Origin of the sequence: Pseudomonas sp. NFACC32-1 (assembly GCF_900101215.1) — a bacterium.
Classification (GTDB): domain Bacteria; phylum Pseudomonadota; class Gammaproteobacteria; order Pseudomonadales; family Pseudomonadaceae; genus Aquipseudomonas.
The window spans coordinates 152,351-172,725 of record NZ_FMUL01000004.1 but is presented as its reverse complement, the minus strand read 5'-3'; the positions used below and the strand labels follow the sequence as shown (position 1 = coordinate 172,725).

General features: G+C 61.9%; 20 protein-coding genes. 9 read left to right on the top strand and 11 right to left on the bottom strand.

Annotation, left to right across the window (positions count from 1 at the left end):
- Positions 1-9 precede the first annotated feature (9 nt).
- From maiA to hmgA, 3 genes are read right to left on the bottom strand one after another with little or no spacing between them, the layout of a single operon-like run.
- Positions 10-645 (bottom strand): maleylacetoacetate isomerase, encoded by a 636-nt coding sequence (gene maiA / locus BLP99_RS08730; RefSeq protein WP_072388286.1) that lies wholly within the window; start codon positions 643-645, stop codon positions 10-12.
- Positions 646-656: 11 nt separating this feature from the next.
- Complete coding sequence (gene fahA / locus BLP99_RS08725; protein WP_092180166.1) at positions 657-1,961, bottom strand: fumarylacetoacetase; 1,305 nt, start codon at positions 1,959-1,961, stop codon at positions 657-659.
- A gap of 3 nt (positions 1,962-1,964) precedes the next feature.
- Entirely contained in the window at positions 1,965-3,269 is a 1,305-nt protein-coding gene (gene hmgA / locus BLP99_RS08720) for a homogentisate 1,2-dioxygenase (RefSeq protein ID WP_072430781.1), read from the bottom strand.
- Between the two features lie 114 nt (positions 3,270-3,383).
- Between hmgA and BLP99_RS08715 the strand changes: the two genes are divergently transcribed.
- A complete protein-coding gene (locus tag BLP99_RS08715) occupies positions 3,384-4,169 on the top strand; it encodes an IclR family transcriptional regulator (protein ID WP_072388291.1) in 786 nt (261 codons plus the stop codon).
- A gap of 188 nt (positions 4,170-4,357) precedes the next feature.
- Here the strand turns inward: BLP99_RS08715 and BLP99_RS08710 are convergent, their stop codons facing one another.
- The 3 genes from BLP99_RS08710 to BLP99_RS08700 form a co-directional block, all read right to left on the bottom strand.
- Positions 4,358-6,910, bottom strand: coding sequence for a helix-turn-helix transcriptional regulator (locus tag BLP99_RS08710; protein ID WP_072458680.1), 2,553 nt, complete (start codon positions 6,908-6,910; stop codon positions 4,358-4,360).
- Between the two features lie 139 nt (positions 6,911-7,049).
- Entirely contained in the window at positions 7,050-8,417 is a 1,368-nt protein-coding gene (locus BLP99_RS08705; RefSeq protein WP_072430779.1) for a DUF1329 domain-containing protein, read from the bottom strand.
- A 22-nt stretch (positions 8,418-8,439) separates the two neighbouring features.
- Entirely contained in the window at positions 8,440-10,233 is a 1,794-nt protein-coding gene (locus BLP99_RS08700) for a DUF1302 domain-containing protein (RefSeq protein WP_072388297.1), read from the bottom strand.
- Positions 10,234-11,121: 888 nt separating this feature from the next.
- Here BLP99_RS08700 and BLP99_RS08695 point away from each other — a divergent pair.
- A complete protein-coding gene (locus BLP99_RS08695) occupies positions 11,122-11,889 on the top strand; it encodes an N-acetylmuramoyl-L-alanine amidase (RefSeq protein WP_072388299.1) in 768 nt (255 codons plus the stop codon).
- Between the two features lie 41 nt (positions 11,890-11,930).
- Here the strand turns inward: BLP99_RS08695 and BLP99_RS08690 are convergent, their stop codons facing one another.
- From BLP99_RS08690 to BLP99_RS08675, 4 genes are all read right to left on the bottom strand, one after another.
- Entirely contained in the window at positions 11,931-12,842 is a 912-nt protein-coding gene (locus BLP99_RS08690) for an SDR family oxidoreductase (RefSeq protein ID WP_072388301.1), read from the bottom strand.
- A gap of 179 nt (positions 12,843-13,021) precedes the next feature.
- Positions 13,022-13,924, bottom strand: a complete 903-nt coding sequence (locus tag BLP99_RS08685) for an alpha/beta fold hydrolase (RefSeq protein ID WP_072388303.1) — start codon at positions 13,922-13,924, stop codon at positions 13,022-13,024.
- Positions 13,924-14,706 carry a class II aldolase/adducin family protein gene (locus tag BLP99_RS08680; protein WP_072430777.1) on the bottom strand — a complete coding sequence of 261 codons (783 nt, stop codon included), beginning with the start codon at positions 14,704-14,706 and terminating at the stop codon, positions 13,924-13,926. The genes BLP99_RS08685 and BLP99_RS08680 overlap by 1 nt, the downstream gene beginning before the upstream one ends.
- A gap of 153 nt (positions 14,707-14,859) precedes the next feature.
- Complete coding sequence (locus tag BLP99_RS08675) at positions 14,860-15,315, bottom strand: flavodoxin (RefSeq protein WP_072388308.1); 456 nt, start codon at positions 15,313-15,315, stop codon at positions 14,860-14,862.
- 155 nt (positions 15,316-15,470) lie between these two features.
- Between BLP99_RS08675 and BLP99_RS08670 the strand changes: the two genes are divergently transcribed.
- Together BLP99_RS08670 and BLP99_RS08665 are read left to right on the top strand one after the other, a co-directional pair.
- Entirely contained in the window at positions 15,471-15,947 is a 477-nt protein-coding gene (locus BLP99_RS08670; protein WP_072388310.1) for a PAS domain-containing protein, read from the top strand.
- A gap of 54 nt (positions 15,948-16,001) precedes the next feature.
- Positions 16,002-16,607, top strand: coding sequence for a hypothetical protein (locus BLP99_RS08665; protein ID WP_072430776.1), 606 nt, complete (start codon positions 16,002-16,004; stop codon positions 16,605-16,607).
- A gap of 99 nt (positions 16,608-16,706) precedes the next feature.
- On the opposite strand, the gene BLP99_RS08660 is transcribed toward BLP99_RS08665, so the two are convergent.
- On the bottom strand, positions 16,707-17,666 hold the full coding sequence (locus tag BLP99_RS08660; protein WP_072388314.1) for a MerR family transcriptional regulator: 960 nt from the start codon (positions 17,664-17,666) through the stop codon (positions 16,707-16,709).
- Between the two features lie 175 nt (positions 17,667-17,841).
- Between BLP99_RS08660 and folM the strand changes: the two genes are divergently transcribed.
- From folM to BLP99_RS08635, 5 genes are all read left to right on the top strand, one after another.
- Positions 17,842-18,552, top strand: coding sequence for a dihydromonapterin reductase (gene folM, locus BLP99_RS08655; RefSeq protein ID WP_072430775.1), 711 nt, complete (start codon positions 17,842-17,844; stop codon positions 18,550-18,552).
- 19 nt (positions 18,553-18,571) lie between these two features.
- Positions 18,572-19,132 carry a GTP cyclohydrolase I FolE gene (gene folE / locus BLP99_RS08650; protein ID WP_072388318.1) on the top strand — a complete coding sequence of 187 codons (561 nt, stop codon included), beginning with the start codon at positions 18,572-18,574 and terminating at the stop codon, positions 19,130-19,132.
- Entirely contained in the window at positions 19,133-19,513 is a 381-nt protein-coding gene (gene folX / locus BLP99_RS08645; protein ID WP_072388320.1) for a dihydroneopterin triphosphate 2'-epimerase, read from the top strand.
- A 99-nt stretch (positions 19,514-19,612) separates the two neighbouring features.
- A complete protein-coding gene (locus BLP99_RS08640) occupies positions 19,613-19,909 on the top strand; it encodes a DUF1244 domain-containing protein (protein WP_072388322.1) in 297 nt (98 codons plus the stop codon).
- Positions 19,902-20,240, top strand: coding sequence for a HopJ type III effector protein (locus BLP99_RS08635; protein ID WP_072388324.1), 339 nt, complete (start codon positions 19,902-19,904; stop codon positions 20,238-20,240). The genes BLP99_RS08640 and BLP99_RS08635 overlap by 8 nt, the downstream gene beginning before the upstream one ends.
- The last annotated feature ends 135 nt before the right edge of the window (positions 20,241-20,375 follow it).

Genomic DNA, 20,375 nt, shown 5'->3' with positions numbered 1-20,375 from the left:
AGGAAGCCTTCAGGGTGTATCCGGCTGGTTCGCCGGATGCGCCTGCCGGAAGGCCGGATGGGCAGCCGCCAACGCGGCAACGCGGCGGATCCGTGGGTACGCGTCCAGGGTCACGTTGAACCGCTCGGCCGCATACAGCTGCGGTATCAGGTAAACGTCCGCCAGCCCCGGTAACGGGCCGAAACAATAGCCCTCATCGCCGATCAACTGCTCCACCGCCGCCAGCCCTTGGCCGATCCAGTGAGCGATCCACTCCGTCACCTGCGTTTCATCGTGTTCCCACTGCCGCAGCTTGTTAAGCACGCTGACGTTGTGCAATGGATGGATGTCGCAACCGATCAGTGCCGCGACGCCCCGTTCATGGGCACGAACCGTCAGGTCCGGATTGAGCAGTGGCACCTGTGGATAACGTTCCTCCAGGTACTCGATGATGGCAGGCGACTGCACCAGCAGCGCGCCCTCGTCGGTGCGCAGCGCCGGTACGCGCCCCTGCGGGTTGATCGAAAGATAGGCCGGCTGGCGATGCTCACCGCCCGGTGGGGCGATCAGATTGACCGGCAGGGCCTGGTAATCCAGGCCCTTGAGCGCCAGGGCAATACGCACCCGGTACGACGAGGTGGAGCGGTAGTAGGTGTAGAGTTCCATGCCCTGGTTCCTCAACGCGCCGGCAGGATCTTGCCACGGCACTCGCCGAAACCGATGGACGCGACGCCCTCACGGCTGCAACGGGCCCGCAAGATGATCTCGTCGCCGTCCTCAAGGAATTTGCGCACTTCGCCGCTAGCCAGTTCGACCGGCTTCTTGCCACCCTCGGTGATCTCCAGGAGGCTGCCGAACTGTCCGTTTTCAGGACCCGACAAGGTGCCCGATCCGAACAGGTCGCCGGCCTGCAACTGGCAGCCGTTGACGCTGTGGTGGGCAATCATCTGCGCCACGGTCCAGTACATGTACCGGGTGTTGCTCAGGGTCAGGCGATGGGCCGGCAGGTTCTGCTCGCGCATGGTTTCGGTCAGCAGCAGCACTTCCAGTTCGATATCGAAGGCGCCACCGGCCTGATCGCGCTTGTCCAGCAGATACGGCAACGGTTGCGGATCGCCTTCCGGGCGCGCCGGTTGTGGCCGGCGGAACGGCTCGAGGGCTTCGGCCGTCACGACCCAGGGTGACACGCTGGTGAGGAAACTCTTCGACAGGAACGGTCCCAATGGCTGGTATTCCCAGGCCTGGATATCCCGCGCCGACCAGTCGTTGAGCAGACAGAAACCGCCGATATGCTCGGCAGCGTCACCGATGGCGATAGGCTCGCCCAAGGCGTTGCCCTTGCCGATCCAGATGCCCAGCTCCAGTTCGTAGTCCAGCCGCGCACAGGGGCCGAAGGTCGGCTCGGTCTGGCCGGCCGGCAGGGTCTGGCCCTTGGGACGTCGCACATCGGTGCCGGAAGGGCGGATGGTGGAGGCACGACCGTGGTAGCCGATGGGGACGTACTTGTAGTTGGGCAGCAAGGGATTGTCGGGGCGGAACAGCTTGCCGACATTTTGCGCATGCTCGATGCCGACATAGAAATCGGTGTAATCGTTGATCCTGGCCGGCAAGTGCATCTGGCAATCCGCCGCCAGGGGCAGCAGTCTGGCGCGCTGGGCCAGGATCTGGTCGCGCTGCGGGCTGTCTTCGCCCAACAGCACCAGCAGCCGCTCGCGCAAGGCCACCCGGGCGCCGCGCCCCAGTTCGAAGAAGGCATTCAACTGGCCCTCGCCCATGGCCTCGACCGCTTCGCGGGCCGCGCCCTCGAACAGGCCCGCCTCAAGGGCGGCCTGCAGGTCCAGGACATGATCGCCGATGGCGACGCCGCTGCGCGGGCCGCCATTGCCGGTGCTGAAGATTCCCAATGGCAGGTTCTGCAGGGGAAAATCGGCATGGCCGTTGGCGGAGGCCACCCAGCTACGGGCAGGGGAAACGTGAGTCATGGGTTATCTCCGGGTCGGGTCGAACGTGACGGGCAGCGAGGCCCAGCAGGCATCGTAGTCGGTTTGCAGTTGCGGGCAGTCCAGGGCGAACCGGCTCGGGCGCAGCACCTGGCTGGTCTCGAACATGAAGGCCATGGTGTTGTCGATCTTCGTCGGCTCGAGCGTGGCATTGATCGCCTTGGTGCAGGTCTCGCCATCCGGGCCATGGGCGCTCATACAGCTATGCAACGAGGCGCCACCCGGCAGGAAACCTTCGGCCTTGGCATCGTAGGCGCCCTGGATCAAGCCCATGAACTCGTTCATCAGGTTGCGGTGGAACCACGGCGGACGGAAGGTCTTTTCCGCCACCATCCAACGCGGCGGGAAGATCACGAAGTCGAGGTTGGCCAGGCCGTGGACACTGGTCGGCGACGTCAAAACGGTGAAGATGGAAGGATCCGGGTGATCGAAGCTGACCGTGCCGATGGTGTTGAAGCGTCGCAGGTCATATTTGTACGGCACGTTGTTGCCATGCCAGGCCACCACATCCAGGGGCGAGTGATCCAGTTCGCACGCCCACAACTCACCGAGGAATTTCTGTACCAGGGTGGTGGGTTGCGCCAGGTTCTCGTAATGGGCCACCGGCGCCAGGAAATCACGCGGGTTGGCCAGGCCGTTGCTGCCGATGGGGCCCAGGTCCGGCAGGCGCAGCGGCGCACCGTGGTTTTCGGCGAGGTAGCCCCGGGCCTGTGGGTCGAGCAATTCGACCCGGAATTTAAGCCCACGAGGCAACACGGCGATTTCCAGCGGAGCCAGCTCCAGCACACCCAGTTCGGTGGCGATTCGCAGTCGTCCCAGTTGCGGCACGACCAGCCATTCACCGTCGGCGTTGAAGAACACCCGCTCCATGGAGCGGTTGGCACGGTAGTGATAAAGGCTGATGCCGGCGGGTTTGTCCTGGCTGGCATTGGCCGCCATGCGCACCAGCCCGTCGATGAAGTCGGTGGGCTCGGCAGGAATGTCCAGCGGGCTCCAGCGCAGGCGATTGGGAGTGATGTCCCCCAGCGGCCCACCGGCCAGCTGACGCTCCAGGCGGGTAAAGGCCGGATGATTGGCCGACGGCCGGATGCGGTACATCCAGGTGCGTCGCGCTTCGCTGCGAGCCATGGTGAAGGCGGTGCCGGAGAACAGCTCGGCGTAGAGACCGTATGGGGCTTTCTGCGGGGAATTCTGGCCGACGGGTAACGCGCCCGGCAGTGCTTCACTGGCAAATTCGTTGCCGAAGCCCGATTGATAGGCCAGGTCCGATGCCGTGGGATCGAGGTTCATGGAGCCTCCTGAACATCTGTTATTTTTATCGTAATCGAATTACGCATAACGTAATTTGCCCGATAGCAACCGTCAAGCTATAAAGACGCCCATTCGCCCCCAGATCAGGCCTCCATGGAAAACCCGCTCAGTAACGGCAAACAGAAAGTCCGCTCGGCCGAAGTCGGTACCGACATTCTCAAGGCCCTGGCCGAACTCTCTCCGTCCACCTCCCTGTCGCGCCTGGCCGAACACGTGCAGATGCCGGCGAGCAAGGTCCATCGCTACCTGCAAGCCTTGATCGCCAGCGGTTTCGCCGAGCAGAACGCCGCGACCAACCATTACGGCCTGGGCCGCGAAGCGCTGCGGGTGGGCCTCGCAGCGTTGAATGGCATGGATGTGCTGCAGGTGGCCGCCCTGCCCCTGGCAGAGCTGCGGGACGACCTCAATGAAACCTGCTTCCTGGCGGTATGGGGCAATCACGGCGCAACCGTGGTGCGGATCGAACCCGCCGTGCGGGCGGTGACCGTGGTGACGCAACTGGGGTCGGTACTGCCGTTGCTCAGTTCATCCACCGGCCTGGTGTTCAGCGCCTATCTGCCGGAGCGCGAGACAATCGAGTTGCGCCAGCAGGAAGTGAAGAGCAGCCAGGCGCACGCCCTGGCCGACGACCACGCCTATGCCAGCCTGTGCGAGCAGATTCGCAGTCGCGGCCTGCACCATGTGCACGGTTTGCTGATGCCGGGCGTGGACGCCTTGTCCGCCCCGGTCTTCAACGCTGTCGGCCAGGTGGCCGCCGTCATGACCATCGTTGGCCCGACATCGCTGTTCCATGCCGACGAACACGGCCCGGCGGCGCAACGGCTGTTGGCGGCCACCCGGGCCGTGAGCTGGCGGATGGGCTACGAAGGCTCTGTCTGAAAAGCCCTTACTCGGTGAGGCTGCGTTGAAACCGGCTCGTGCGCGAGCCCCATCGCCATGCTCATTCACTCCAGTAAAGTCGCGCGCGACCCCGGCCGTTCCTCGCCTTGCCTGACCCTCGTCTCAGACTTTTCAAACAGAGCCTGAGGCAGTCCCGCCGGAAGCTTGCAAGAAAGCCACGCGCCGTCCTAACTCATGACCCCCATGCCCTTGGCTTTCGCCACCGCTTGAGTCCGTCGCTGCACGCCAAGTTTGCTGTGGATCCGACGGGCGTGGGTTTTCACGGTGTGCAGCGAGATGAACAACTGTTCGGCGATCTGCTGGTTTGAATGCCCTTGTGCGATCAACCCCAGCACTTCCAGTTCACGCTGGCTCAACAAGGTCTCTTCGGCCGCGGTTGCAGGCGGCTCGATAGGGGCCGCCGCCTGCACCCAGCGCAATAGCTGGGGCTGGCGCAGGCGCAATTCACTCAGGGCGTGTTCCGCTCGCCAGCAGGCGACGCGTTCGAATCCCTCCTCCATGAGCGAACGCGCCAGGGCATGGTCGGCGGACAGCCACGCCACTTCGGCCAGGGCCAGGTGCAACTCGGTCTCCAGCCCATGCATGCCACAGCGCTGAGCCTGCTCGATCATTGCCTTGAGCCGTGCCTGTGGCTCCTGCGCCCGCTGCAGGTAGACCTCGGTGAGCACCAGCAAGTATTCGAGCCTGGGGATCAACTCCAGGGTCGCCGGTGGCGCATGCTTGGCCTGGGGCCCATGGAAATGCCGCAGGACCCTGGTAAGGGCTTCATGGGCCAGCTCCGGACGCCCTTGCTGCAACCAGAACTGGCAGCTGGTTTGCAGCAAAACGCCACGGTAGACCGTGTCGGGAATGTGCCGTTGCTGCATGATCCGCTCGGCATCGCGCAGTTGCATGAAAGCTGCGCCGTAATCCCCCAGGTTGACAGCCAGGCTGGCCTTGCCGAGAAACCCGTAGAGCACCTGTTTATCCTGGTAGCGCAAAGCCGTGTCCAGGCCCCGCTGGAATTGCTCGGCGGCCTGGTCGTCAAAGCCCATGCGCAACGCCAGGCGTCCACGACGCAGGGCGATACGCCCCAGCAGCGCGGAAAAATCCTGGCCCGGCTTGTCCAGCAATACTTGCACCGCCCTGAGCAGATCGTCGGCTCGATGGGGCGCGCCGCGCTGTTCCAGGATCTGGGCATGGTCCAGCTCCAGCAACCCTTCGAACACCAGCGAACCCTGGGCCCGGGCCAGGCACAGCGCCTGGCGGCTGGTCCACTGGGCCGAGGCCAGTTCGCCCTTGAGCAATGCCTGCTGCGTCAATCCCGACAGGCACAGCAACTGCAAGGACCAGGCTTGCGGATCCAGGCCGGCCTGGGCCTGGAGGAAGTGCTCGCGTGCCTGTTCGCCGTCGCCCGACAGATGCAGCAGCCACCCCCGCAGGACCTGCCAGCGAGCCACCAGTTGCCGCTGCTGGCAAGCCTGGGGTTGCGGTGCGAACCGGGTCAGTTGCTCGATGCAGGCCGAGGCCTGATCGAAGCGTCCGGCGAACAGCAGCGCGGCAGTGACCAACCCCACCGATTGCGGCGTGCTCAGGGTCAGTGCCTCGCCTTGCTGGTCATGCAGGTCCAGCAACAGCAGTACATTGTCGCGCTGCAAGACGTGCTCGAAACTCAGGTGCCGCAGGAAACTGATGGCCGCTTCGAACTCCTCGGCCTGGATGGCCTGCTCGAACGCCATTTGCCAGTCCTGTTCGGCGGCGAACCACTGGCACGCCCGTCGATGCCAGGAGCGTCCCTGGGGCCAGGGTTCATCACGCACCAGCCGAGCCAGCGGCGGGAAAATCTGCAGCCAGTCCGAGGACTGCTCCCAAGGTTCGATGAAGCATCCCAGCTCCAGCAGCAAGGGCAGGCACTCCGCCCCCACGGTGTCACCGAACAGATGCTCGCAAAGACGGGCGTTGAAGCGCGGCAGATGCGCCAGCACGCGCCACGCCTGGGCCAGGTCCGCGGTCAACGTGCTGAACAACTCGTACTCGAGGTAGTCCAGCAAGGTGCCGGGCCGCCCTGGCGAGGCGTGACGGCGCGCCCATTCGCACTGTTCGAGCAAGGCGATGCGCACGCCGGCGCACCAGCCGCCACTGCGCTGTATCACCTCCCGAGCGGTTCGGTTTGCCTGGGGCGGGGTCAGATGACCGAGCAAGGGCAGGATATCGTCGGGCGTGAAGACCAGCGCCTTGGCATCGAATTCGTACAGCTCGTCCTCGAGCAGCAGGCGCGTCCAGTTGCAATGCGGACGCCGACGGCCGTTGAGCCACAGATGCAGCAGCGGGCTGCTGGCATTGAGCAGACGGTCGAGCCAGTGGTCCAGGCCGGGGTTCGACACCCGGCAGTAATCATCCAGGAACAGCCAGGTGGGGGTTTGCAGGCGGGCCAGATGATTCAGCAGCCCCGCCTCGTCCATCATCGGCAGGCCCAGGGCCTGGGCCAGGCGCTCGCACATCTGCGTCGCATCCAACACGCTGCCTGCCAGGGGCAACCAGTGCACTCGACAATCTTTGGGGGCTTGCAGGAAACACTCGGCGAACAAGGCGCTCTTGCCGCTGCCCGCGGGCGCGCACAGCAACTTCACCCGAGCCCCCGAGGCCAGCAGGGGCTCGCTCAGGGACCTGCGCGGCACATGCGTCGAAGACAGGCGAGGCAGCAATCCAGGACGGTCCGGGCACGGGGACATGGCGGTCATGCGGGCAGGTCCTTTTTATTGTTCTCCCTCCACCCTAGCCCTGTGTCACCCACCTTTGGAGAAGTATTCAGCGCGCTGATCGCAGCCCATAAAAAAAGAGACCGATCGGTCTCTTTTTTCGTAGCGACGGCAGTGGGTGTTACCGAACCCCACTCGACCGCAGCGCCGCCGGGGTGTAGTCGGCCGCACGGGCCTCGAAACCATACACGTAGCTGTGCTTCTCCTCGTTCTTCATGCCCAGGGCGATATAGCGGCCGGCGATGAGGTCGTAGAGTGCCTCGAGGGTGTAGCCCGGGTTCTGGTGATCGTAATAGAACTGGGCATGCCCTTCGGCCACGCGCCACAGTTGCCCACGACCGTCGTAGTGGTCCACCAGCGCGGCCTGCCAACTGTCCTCGTCGATGTACATGTGGCGCTTGGCATAGATATGACGCTCGTTGGGCTTGACCGTGCCGATCACTTCCCAGACGCGATGCAACTCGTAGCGGGTCAGGTCCTGGTTGATGTGACCGGCCTTGATCACGTCGTCGTACTTGAGGTTGGGCGAGTCGAGCTTGTAACTGTTGTACGGGATGTACATTTCCTTCTTGCCCACCAGCTTCCAGTCGTAGCGATCCGGTGCGCCGGAAAACAGGTCGAAGTTGTCGGAGGTACGCAACCCGTCGGCGGCAGTGCCCGGACCGTCGTAGGCCACCTGAGGCGCGCGGCGTACACGCCGCTGGCCAGCGTTGTAGATCCAGGCCAGGCGTGGTTCCTTCACCTGGTCGAGGGTTTCATGCACCAGCAGTACGTTGCCGGCCAGACGCGCCGGAGCGGTGACCTCCTGCTTGAAGTAGGTGAGCACGTTGCTGGCCTTTTCTGGATCGGCGTCCTTGATCAGGAACGGCACGGCAATTTCTTCTTCGAAGCGGATCGGCGTGAAACTGCCGTTGGTCTGCGGCGTGGCCTGGGTGATGATGCGCCGCAGGTTGCCACCGTGGTAACGAGTGACGTGGTTCCACAGCACCTCCACGCCGTTCTTGGGAATCGGGAACGCGTAGTAGCGGTTACCGGTGAAATTGGACAGGCCGTTGCCATCGTTGATCGCCGTGACGTTGAGCGCGCTGCGCTTGATCGACTCGTAGATCTCGGGGGGCAGTGACACACTGCGATGGGTCGGATAGACCGGGATCCGGTAGGTTTCCGGGTAGCGCTTGAACATCGCGACCTGGCCTTCGGAAAGCTTGTCCTTGTATTTGTCCACGGTGGCGGCGGTGATGGTGAACAGCGGTTTTTCACTGGCAAACGGATCAGCCAGGAAACCTTTGCTGTCCACCGCCCCGGCATTCTTGGGAATGCCGCCGGTCCAGGCCGGAATCGAGCCATCGGCGTTGCCCGCCTTTTCCGCGCCCACCGGCGTCAGGCTGGTGCCCAGTTTGTTCGCTTCCTCCGGCGAAACCGCCGCCATCACGTTCGCGGCCAGCAGGCTCAGGGCCAGGGCACCGCATTGCAGAATCATCTTGCGCATTGGGTTTTCCTTGTCAGCCAGATCAGAAGTTCACGCCGAAGCTCAGGGCGAGGAAGTCGCGGTCTTCGAGGACGTTGTAGTCGCCGCCGAAAAAGTCGGTGTAGCTCAGGCTGGCGGTGTAGGTGTTGCGGTAGTCGGCGTCGACGCCAACGCTGACAGCCTTCGCGCCCTCGTTGAACAGGCCGTTGGGGCCGTAGCCTGACACGTCGTGAGACCAGGACAGGTTGGGTTTGAAGTTGACGCCGGCGACGACGTTGGAATAGTCGAGAATGGCCCGCGCGCGGTAGCCCCATGAGGTCGAGGTGACGAAACCGTCGGTGTCACCGTTGAAGCCGTACTGGCCGTAGACCGAGTCGCGGCCATAACGCAGCTGGTCCTTGGACTCCAGCCCCCCGACATGCACCACCGCCGCCTCGCCCACCAGGGTCAGCCGATCGGCCCCCAGCACCTGGTCGAAGAAGTGCGTCATGGTGCTCTGGATCTGGGTGATTTCCTTGCGCCGGTAGCCGGTGTTGTCGGCACCCGGCGCGGTCGCGATGGGCGATGCCGCGCCACCGGCAATCGGGTTGACCAGGGCCAGGGTCAGGTCGTTGGTATTGACCTGCACCGGTGCGTTGGGACGGTAGCTGATCTCGCCGGTCCAGGCGGTGCCGGTGGGTAACGTCGTGGAGAAACTGGCGCCGTACAGGCGGATATCTTCCGGGTATTCAAGGTAGTACCCACCACGGCCCAGCATCACGCTTTGCGCAAGGCCCGCACCGCTGCCAGGGACCAGGCCGTTGGCGATCGCGACCATTCCCGGCAACGCCGCCAGCGTCGAAAGCCCCGCCGTGGTGGTCCCGACGGTAGGCGTACGGCTGTGGTAATTCATGAAGTACAGGCCGTACTCGGTATCATCGCCAAGCCAGCGCAACGCCGTGCCCCACTGGCCGGAGTCGCGGGCGTCGCGGTCGCCGCCACGGGGAATGATCACCCCTTCGCTGGACACCTGGATCTCCTGGCCGAATGCCTGGGTCAGGGGCACGAACGGCGCAATCGCCGGACTGCCCACGGTGTAGCCACTGGTGCAACCATCGGCCACCACGTCGTTGCCGAAGAACGTGCCGCAGTTATCCACCACGGTCTGATCCCACTCCAACTGGTAGAAACCTTCGATGGTGAGCTTGTCGGTCAGGCCCTGGGAGGCGAACAGCATGTTCACCGGAATCAGGCCTTCCTTGATTTCCGCACCGGGGCGACGGAAGGCGGACACGTCCACCGGGTTGATGCTGTTGATGGAGTTGCCGATGAAGGTGCTTTCCCCCCAACTGACCACCTGCTTGCCGGCGCGCACAGTGCCCGGCAGATCGGCGATGGAATAGTTGTGATAGACGAAGGCATCGAGAATCTGTGCCCCTGAGGACTTGGCGCCTTCCTTGCGATTGCTGTCGCTGATGTCCTTGAACTCGCGGCCCTCATCCTTGAGCTCGAAGTCATACCAGTACTTGCCACGCACGAACACACCGGTGTCGCCGTACTTGAGTTCGAGGTCGTGCAGTCCTTTGAAGATCTTCGAAAAGGTCTCGCCTTTCTTGAAGTTCAAGCGCCCATCGTCACCGGTGGAAGATTGCCCCCGGCCACCGTTGACCGTCCCCACCAGATCCCTGTCGGCGTCGCGCATGCCCCAGCTCGCGCCAACGGACAGCGAGGAGTCGAACTGGCCTTCGATCTCGCCAATGTTGAATGAAACGGCCTGCGCCTGGGCACAGCAACCCAAGGCCACCGCGACGGCCAGCGCCTGCGGCTTGAAGATGGCGCGCATTGTTATTGTTGTCATGCGTCTTCCCCGGTGAGTGACAGAGACTTCACCCTACTGCCGCCCGGAGCGGGCGATAAGCGCACCAAGGAGGTATTCGCGCTGTCGCTCGAAAGGATTACAGCCTTTGCGAGACGGGCCTTTGCACGACGCATGGATGGACTGGATGACCCATCATCAACGCCACGCATATCCATCGCGGCCATGACACTGTTGCGCGCACTGCAACAGTGCATGTCCGGATCCGGGCTGTTTCCCGACGCGGTCGATCCTTATGCTGGCCGGGCTTGCAGGGTAACGGGCCTGCCAGCAGCCGCCACGGCATCCCTCACGCCTGGCGCACCGTCATTCGGATGGACTGGCGTCATCGGTTCATCATCCCGTGCTTGCGACGTTGATTTGTAGCTCCTTTGCAACGTCATCTTCAGGCCGCTGCTTTTTGCAGCGGCCTTTTTTATTTGGTTTATTCCCAGATGAAATTCTCGACGCTTACATCAATATCGGAAATATCCAACAGCCCGGCCACCTGCTCCAGCGCATTGCTTTCTTTCATTTCCATTGAGTACAACTACGTCAATTGCAATGAACGATGACAAGTGCTCAACATACCGCCATATCACTGATATACCGGCATCCGATATATGCATGGGAAGAACACCCAGGGACTCTTAAACCAACGTAGACCGGAAGCAGCGGCAAAATAGAAACAGGGCACAAGCAAGCCTGAATACCTTACCGGTGACACCAGTTAAGAGCGGCAACTGCCGTACCTCTAACGCCCTGAAGACCAGACGCCAATTCCCACACGAAACCAAGACCTTCACTACATGCCGAACCCACAGTCATTGTTAGCCTGATTTACGTCGAAGCCTGTTGCATCGACCTTCTTCAGTTATCAGTGAGTTTCTTATGTACGCGATCAACTCCACAAGTTACCGATCAAGATATGGCTATAACAATCGGGTTCGTTTCCTCGTCTTTCACTATACCGCCGCCAACTTTTCGTCCTCTGTCAATACATTGACCGGCGCCTCGGTCAGCGCTCATTACCTGATTCCGGATTTCAACGACCCGAGTTATCTGAAGGCTGGGTTCAATGAGCCGCAGATCTTCAACCTGGTGGACGAGAACCAGCGCGCCTGGCACGCAGGGGTGAGCAGCTGGGGAGGCAGGAATAACCTGAACGACACTTCGATTGGCGTCGAAATCGTCAATCTCGCCACGGATAACCAGGGACAATTCACCTTTCCTCCTTATGACCCCCGGCAAATCGAGGCAATCCAATACCTGGCCTCGAACCTGCTCCAGCGCTATCCGGACATCAGCCCGGTCAACGTGGTGGGGCATTCGGACATCGCCGCCGGCAGGAAAAGCGATCCCGGCCCGATGTTCCCGTGGCAGGCGCTATACGCCAAGGGCATCGGTGCCTGGTTCGATGAGTCCACCCAAAGGGCCTGCATGCACGCCTACGAATGCGCCGGCTTGCCTACCCGCGAACAATTGCTCGGGCTGTTCAAGAAATATGGCTATGACACTTCGGCTGCCACGACCAGTATGGGCTTCCAGCGCCTGGTGCGCGCCTTCCAGCTTCACTTTCGCCCGGCCCGGTATGACGGTGTGATGGACATCGAGACCGCCGCGAACCTGGCGGCACTGGTGAAGAAGTATTGTCCGTGACCGACGTTGCCGTCATCGACGGCAACCGGTCTGGCGGCGAGTCAAACGGCGTAGCGTTGCAGATTCGCCATCATCTCCTTCAATGCTTCCAGGTTGTCGTTCGGGTGGACTGCGTCCTTGAAATCACAGATCTGCTGCCAATGGGCGGCGACGTCTTCGGGGGAAAAACCCTTGTTCGGATCGAATCCGGCACCGAGGCTGCGTTCCCAGCGCACCTTGCCCATCCAGCCGCCGCCCACCTCGAACAACCCGGAAGTTTCCTGGCAGGCTTCGCTGGCCAGGTACACCACCAGCGGGCTGACCAGTTCGGGCTTGAGCTGTTCGAACACCTGCGGCGGCATCAGGCCTTCGGTCATGCGGGTGCCGCCAGTAGGCGCGATGGCATTGACCAGGATGTTGTTCTTGCGACCTTCAATGGCCAAAGTGCGGGTCAGGCCATACAGGCCGAGCTTGGCCATGCCGTAGTTGGACTGGCCGAAATTGCCATAGATCCCCGAGGTCGAGGCCGTGAAGATCACCCGGCCATAATTCTGCTCGCGCAGGTGCGGCCATGCGGCACGGGTGACTTTGTAGGCGCCCTCGACATGGACGCGATAGACCAGGTCCCAATCGGCATCGTCCATCTTGTGGAAGGTCTTGTCCCGCAGGATACCGGCGTTGTTCACCACCACATCGACCCGGCCGAACACGTCGAGGGCATTCTGTACCAGTTTGTCGCCATCAGTGACCGAGTCGTGGTTTGCCTCGGCAATACCGCCGGCCTCGCGAATCTCAGCCACCACCCGATCCGCCGCCGAGGCGTTGGCCCCCTCGCCCTGGGCGGAACCACCAAGATCGTTGACCACTACCCGGGCGCCTTGCCTGGCGAACAGCAGGGCATGGGCCCGCCCCAGGCCACCGCCAGCTCCGGTGACGATCACCACTTTATCTTCGAAGCGCACAGATTCACTCATGGGCAGAACTCCAGCAGGCCGAATGGATTGCAAAGCCCGAGTGTCGGGCACAGGGAGCATGATCCACAATCAACACGGCTGAGAGTGAATGGTGGGCGATAAGGCGAGGGGATGATGCGTTGGCGCATGACAGGACGCGAATCCGAGCCTGGCTCAACCCGATCCCAAGGCAACAGGCGTCACGAGTACACCACCTGCCGCACCGGCCCAGGGATGCCCGCACGGAACGCCAGGTAATGCTTGAGCACCTGCACCGGTGCCTCCGCCTGCGGATAGTGGCCGATGTCGGGCAGCAGCACCGTATCCGCATTGGGAATCAGCGCCTCGTAGCGCGCCACCATGTGCGCACCGGAAATCGGATCGAACCCACCATCGATGACCCGCATGGGCACTTCGCCGCGCTGCATCGCGTGCACCCAGCGATCGCGCTGCACACGGCGTTCGGGAATGTAGCGGATGAGTTTGTGCATGATCCGTGGGCCGCCGTTGCTGTGCACCAGGCTCCAGTAATCGTCCAGTTCGCTTTCGCTGGGGCCGGTCCATGGCCCGAAGATCCGCCGAAAACTCTTGGCCAGGCCCTCGCGGGAAAAGGCCCGGGCCACCAGCCAGCCCAAAGGACCGAGCAACAACCTTTGCACCAGCACCGGACGATGGGTCTCCGGAAACAGGCCGCCGTTGAGGAACACGCAACTGGCGATGTCGATACGTGCCTCGCAATGACGAGCGATCAGTTCCTGGGCCACGCTGTCCCCATAATCGTGGGCCAACAGGTGAACCGCTTGCCTGACATTCAGGTGCTCCAACAGCGCCTGCTGCAGATCGGCCTGCTCCAGCAGGCTGTAGATGTGATCCACCGGCTTGGCGGAATCACCAAACCCGAGCATGTCGCAGGCAATCACCCGATAGCGCTGGGCCAGGGGTTGCCACAGGTAGTGCCAATCCCAACTGGCGGTGGGGAACCCGTGGATCAGCAGCAACGGTTCACCGTGCCCCGCCGCCCAGTACCGGATGGCATGCCCCCGGAACATGAAGGTCTGGCCGCGCTGGCGCCAGATGCGCAGGGGAACCTGCACCATAGGCATCAGCTTCTATAACCCTGGTCTTGTTGATCGAGCTTGCGCAGCAACGCCGGCCACGCCAGCGCGCCCCCCATGCCCTGGGCACTCCTGGTGACTGCGGCGATCATCGCCTTGGCACCGGCCAGTATCGGCGTATCGATGGCAATCAGCTCGACCCCGCCATTTTGTGCCAGTACCTGGATCTCACAGGCCCGCTGAAAGGTGAACATCATCAGGAAGGTATCGGCGATAGTCCCGCCGCAGGTCAGCAGTCCATGGTTGTGCAGCAACAGGAAGTTGCTGTCGCCCAGGTCTGCCTGCAGACGGGCCTTCTCTTCGTGATTGAGGGCAACGCCCTCATAAGGGTGACAGGCCAGGCTCGACAGCACGAACAGGGATTGCTGGCTGATGGGCAGCACCCCTTGCTTCTGGGCCGATACGGCGACGCCGGCAGCGGTGTGGGTATGCAACACACAGGCTACATCGTGGCGCACTTCGTGCACTGCGCTGTGAATGGTGTAGCCGGCCGGATTGATCTCGTAGGGGCTGTCCATGAGCTTGTTGCCGGCCTGATCGACCTTGACCAGGCTGGACGCGGTGATCTCGTGGAACATCATCCCGAACGGGTTGATCAGGAAGTCCTCGGTGCCGGGAATCTTGGCGGAGATATGCGTGAAGATCAGGTCATCCCAGCCATGCAACGCCACCAGTCGGTAACAGGCGGCAAGATCGACGCGGGTTTGCCATTCGGCGGTGCTGACCTGGTCCTTGATGCTGAGTGTCGATTGGATGGGCGCTACGCTCACGGCTCTGACCTCTGGCTTATCGTTATAAGGTGCAACGGCACGCCGTGCACAAGAGGATGAGTCTAGTCAGCCCTGGCGAGGGCGCCAGTTGCCTTGGCAGCCAGCTTAATGACCGAGCGGGTCACGCCGCCCGTTGCGCCGACGCCCGCTCGATCAACGACGCAGGGCCTCGATCAACTCTCCCAGCCAAGGCTGCGCATCGGTTTCCGGCGTGACGCTTTCGCTGGCATCCAGGCGCAGCATAGGCAGCACCTCGGCCACCCCAAGTTCGGCGAACAATTCGCGCATCTGCTCGCCACCGCCGCAGAAAGTGTCGCCGTAGCTGGCATCTCCCAGGCCGATCACGGCACCTGGCAAACCGCGAAAGAAGGCGGGCAACTGGTCGCGAATGGCCGAATACAAGGGCATCAGGTTATCCGGCAGTTCTCCCATGCCGGTGGTGGACGTCACGGCCAGCAAGGCTTGCGGGGCGAATGCCTGGATGTCCGCCAGGGTCGCCCGGGGGTTGCACAGGGTTTCGAAACCGGCCTCGCCGAGCAGGGTGGCGGCATGGTGGGCGACTTCTTCGGCGGTGCCGTATACCGAACCGCAAAGGATGGCGATTTTCATCTATCTGGTCCTGAACCTGAATAAAAGACTCGGGATAGTAGCAGGCAGAGCCGCCAGTTTGCGATTGGCTCCCAACAACCAGTGATGGCCAGTGGACAGCCCTGCAGATTCTTCTAAAATGCTGTATTTACAGGGATTTGAAAAGGAAGCGGTCCATGATCAATGCGCAGCTGATGCAACTGGTGATAAACGCTTCCAACGACGGAATCGTCATCGCCGAAAAGGAAGGCGACGAGGACAACATCCTCATCTATGTGAACCCGGCCTTCGAGCGGCTGACCGGCTATAGCCGGGACGAGATCCTCTATCAGGACTGTCGTTTCCTGCAATCGGGCGATCGCGACCAGCCCTCGCTCGAGCACATACGCGAGACGTTGAAGCAGGGCGGTGCCTGCCGGGAAGTGCTGCGCAACTATCGCAAGGATGGCACGCCGTTCTGGAACGAATTGTCACTGTCGACGGTTAAGAACGCAGCTGACGGCCACACGTACTTCGTGGGCGTGCAGAAAGACGTGACGGTCCAGGTCAGGGCACAGAACCGCATCGCGCAGCTGGAAAAGGAACTGGCGGACGCCCGGGCCACGATTGCTCGTCTTGAAGCGACGAATGGCACAAACAAAACGGCGAATTAACGGTCAGTCACTACAATCACCAGTGAACACGTAAGAAATCATCTCGAGCACACCATGCAGCGCGACGCCCTTCTGACCCAGGATGAGCTGGATTTCATCCGGACAATGCAGCACAACCCGCAATTGAACGAGCGGGATGTCACGTCGAGCCTGCTGGTCAATGGCGGGTCGCAGATCCGTGACCTGCTGACGCGCCTGGCGGCGAACGAGCAGGTCACGCTGCAAGCCAGTTTCGAAAATCAGCAGATGACGTTCCCGCTGCACCTGGTGGAAGACGAATTTCACGCGATGCACCTGCGCCTGGGCGTACCGAGCATCTACGAGGACGGGCCCAAGGTGCGTCCCTGGCGCTTGGCCCTCGAAGAACCGGTGGCCCTGGAGAACGCCAAGGGCCAGCCAGGGCCTTTGTGGGTTCACGAGGTATCCTGCAAGGGCGTGCTGCTGGAAAACCGCAGCCGCATCAAGCCCCCCAAGCAGTTCGCCTTGTGGTTCAGCCCGTCAGGGTACGAGAGGATTTCGTTGCGCGGCGCCTTCGAACGGGAAACCGATCGGGGCCTGTATGCCTACCATCTGAGCCAGAATGACGAGGACGAGACCGAGCGCCTGCGTCAGTACATCCTTCAACAACATCGGCTGACCCATCCGGCGATGCATCTGTAGGCCACGAAAAGCCTTGATACTCGCTCATGCTGCTTACAGAGCCCAGGCCCTGCCTGTGTCTGCACGATTTCTCGCACAAGCCCAGGCGATCGTCCGGCTTCAGGTGTCCAGGCTTCCCGCCAGCAACTGACGCAAGCGCTGGCTCATCACCGTCCCTTCATTGCCCAGGCAGCCGATCGACGATCCCGCCAGGCAATCCTGCATCAAATCGGAAGCGTCACCCGCCAGCATCAAGGGGCAATCCAGGCTCATCGCCAGTTTGTTCAGGCGCTTGGGCAATTCAGCCCCAGGGGCATGGTTGGACATCAGTACCAGCGCCACCGGTTTCACCTTCTGGCACACCAGGGTCAACTCATCGAACGGCTGGCCCACCGTCAACAGCCTGATGCCCACGTCCGCCTTCGACAGGAACAACGCCGTGACCAATAGCTCCAGTTCGCGGCATTGGCCGGCGATGGCAGTGACCAACAGACGTCGCGAGGGTGAATCACGCTTGAGCAAGAGCCGTTGTGCGACACGCGAACGCAGGAAACCGTCGTAGAACAGCCATTCGCTGGTCTGGCCGAACTCCTGCTGGCGCTGCAACAGCTGCCGCCACAGTGGCATCAATATGTTCTGGAATACGATGGGCACCGCGTAGCTGGAAAATATCTGCCCATAGATGCGGTCCAGCCCCATGTCGTCAAAGTCGCCGATTGCATCGGCCACTTGCTGTTGCCATTGGGCGTAGTCGCTCCTGACCCGACTGGATGGAATCAACGGGGAAACCGATTTCACCGAATCGGTTCTGGCCAGGATCTTGCTCACCTTGCTGACCGCCACCCCCCGTTCGATCCAGGCCAGGATGCTGCGGACCTTCTCGATATCCCCCAGGGAGTACAAGCGATGACCGCTGTCAGTGCGCGTGGGCTGGATCAGACCGTAGCGGCGTTCCCAGGCGCGCAGCGTCACTGGGTTCACGCCGGTGAGGCGGGATACTTCGCGAATGGGAAACAGATCTTCCCGTTCCATGGCGCCTGATGCCTGGAATACGAACTTATCGTCGGTGATTACGCTCATCTCGGAAGAATTCCCATTGGCGAATTGGATCCTATCTTACCCCTTCTAAGTCGTATGATGACAACTACAAACCGTATCGATATGCGCAGTTGTTGTGTCCCTTTATGACGGGCTCGTAGGTACAGGTCGCCGACCGCTGTTATAGTTTTGCTCCTGCCGTGAACCGAGCCGCCCCATGCCCAGTGCCAACGCTCCGATCCTGCTCACCGGCGCAGCCCAGCGCGTCGGCCTGCATTGCGCCCAGCGACTGCTGGACGAAGGTCACGCGGTGATCGCCACCTATCGCACCGAACGTCCCGGCGTACAGACGCTGCGTGATCGGGGGGCGACCGTGCTATACGCCGATTTTTCCAATGAGGCGGGGATCCTGGCCTTCATCGAGCAACTCAAGCAGCACACCGACCGGCTGCGGGCCATCGTGCACAACGCCTCGGCATGGCTGGTCGAAACACCCGGCGACGAAACGGCAGCCTTCAACGCGATGTTCGGCGTACACATGCTCGCGCCCTATCTGATCAACCTGCATTGCGCGCAGCTGCTGCTGCGCTCGAGCCCCGCGGACATCGTGCACATCAGCGATGACGTGACACGCAAGGGCAGCAGCAGGCACATCGCCTATTGCGCCACAAAGGCCGGCCTCGAAAGCCTGACGCTGTCCTTCGCGGCGAAATATGCACCCGCCATCAAGGTCAACGGCATCGCCCCTGCCCTGCTACTGTTCAACCCCGCAGACGACGCGGCGTACCGGGCCAAGGCCCTGGCCAAGTCGGCACTGGGCATCGAGCCCGGTAGCGAAGTGATCTACCAGAGCCTGCGTTACCTGCTGGACAACCCCTATGTCACCGGCACGACCCTGACCGTCAACGGCGGGCGGCACCTCAAATAGCCTGTTTCGAGGATTCATCATGGCGTTATCCCTGCCACAGCATTACCGCGAAATCCTCATCGGCCTGGGGGAAAACCCCGAGCGCGAGGGCTTGCTCGATACCCCGCTGCGCGCCGCCAAGGCCATGCAGTACCTTTGCCACGGCTACGAGCAGAGCGTGGAGCAGATCGTCAACGGCGCGCTGTTCGCCTCGGACAACGATGAGATGGTGATCGTCGCCGACATCGAGCTCTATTCCTTGTGCGAACATCACCTGCTGCCCTTCATCGGCAAGGCCCATGTGGCTTATATTCCTACGGGCAAGGTCCTGGGGCTGTCGAAGATCGCCCGGTTGGTGGACATGTTCGCCCGTCGCCTGCAGATCCAGGAGAACCTCACCCGGCAGATCGCCGACGCGGTGCAGCAGGTCACCCAGGCCGCCGGCGTGGCAGTGGTGATCGAAGCCCAGCACATGTGCATGATGATGCGCGGTGTCGAAAAACAGAACTCGACCATGAATACCTCGGTGATGCTTGGCGCCTTCCGCGAGTCCAGCACCACCCGCCAGGAGTTCCTGCAATTGATTCGACGGAGCAACTAAATGCCACAACTTCAGCCAGCCATGGCGCGCATCCGGGTCAAGGACCTGCGCCTGCGCACCTTCATCGGTATCAACGAGGAGGAGATCCTCAACAAGCAGGATGTGTTGATCAACCTGACCATCCTGTATCCGGCCCAGGACGCGGTTCGCGACAACGACATCGATCACGCGCTGAACTACCGCACCATCACCAAGGCGATCATCGCCCACGTGGAAGGCAATCGCTTTGCCCTGCTCGAACGCCTGACCCAGGAGCTGCTGGATCTGGTCATGGCCAATGAGTCGGTGCAATACGCCGAGGTCGAAGTGGACAAGCCCCATGCCCTGCGATTCGCCGAGTCGGTGTCGATTACCCTTGCAGCAAGCCGGGCTACTTCGTAGCCGCTGCAAGCCTCAAGCTGTAAGCTTCGAGCCTGAGCACCGCAAATCCACTCTTGCAGCTTGAAGCTCGCCCCTTGAAGCTGCCTCGCAGAGACCACCATGAACGATCAACAACGCCTCGAACTCGAAGCCGCCGCTTTCCGTCGGCTGGTTGCCCACCTGGACAGCCGCAAGGACGTGCAGAACATCGACCTGATGAACCTTGCCGGCTTCTGCCGCAACTGCCTCTCCAAGTGGTACAAGGCCGCCGCCGATGAACGCCAGATCGAGGTGAGCCTCGACGAGGCCCGTGAAACGGTCTACGGCATGCCCTATGCCGAATGGAAAGCCCAATACCAGAAAGAAGCCAGCGCCGAACAGCAAGCGGCGTTCGCCAAAGGAAAACCCGATGCCTGACCTGAACACCTTTCGCAGCCAACTCAAGAGCGGCGAGCACGCCTTCGCCGACACCCTGGCCTTTATCGCCGCCGGCTACGATTACCAGCCCCGCGCCTTCAATAACGGCGGCGTGCAAAACGCCGCCGGGCAGAACGAAGGCTCGTGCAAGACCCTGGGCCTGGCCTTGCTCGAAGGATTGAGCGACGAAGAAGCGCTGCTGGCGTTCGGCGAACATTACCGCTCGGTGCTGGCCACGCCCGAAGGCAGTGATCACGGCAATATCCGCGCGCTGATGGTTCATGGGCTGGCAGGTGTGAAGTTCGACGAGTTGCCGCTGCAACGGCGCTGATCGATCCTAGCTGTGTGGTGAGACCTGTGTGGTGAGATCCCCTCGCCACAAGGGTTGCACGCATCCTGAGTTGAAGTACACCTCGCCACATCCCGACTTTTAAGATTGACCCGGCAACTTTATTTCGTTTGCCGG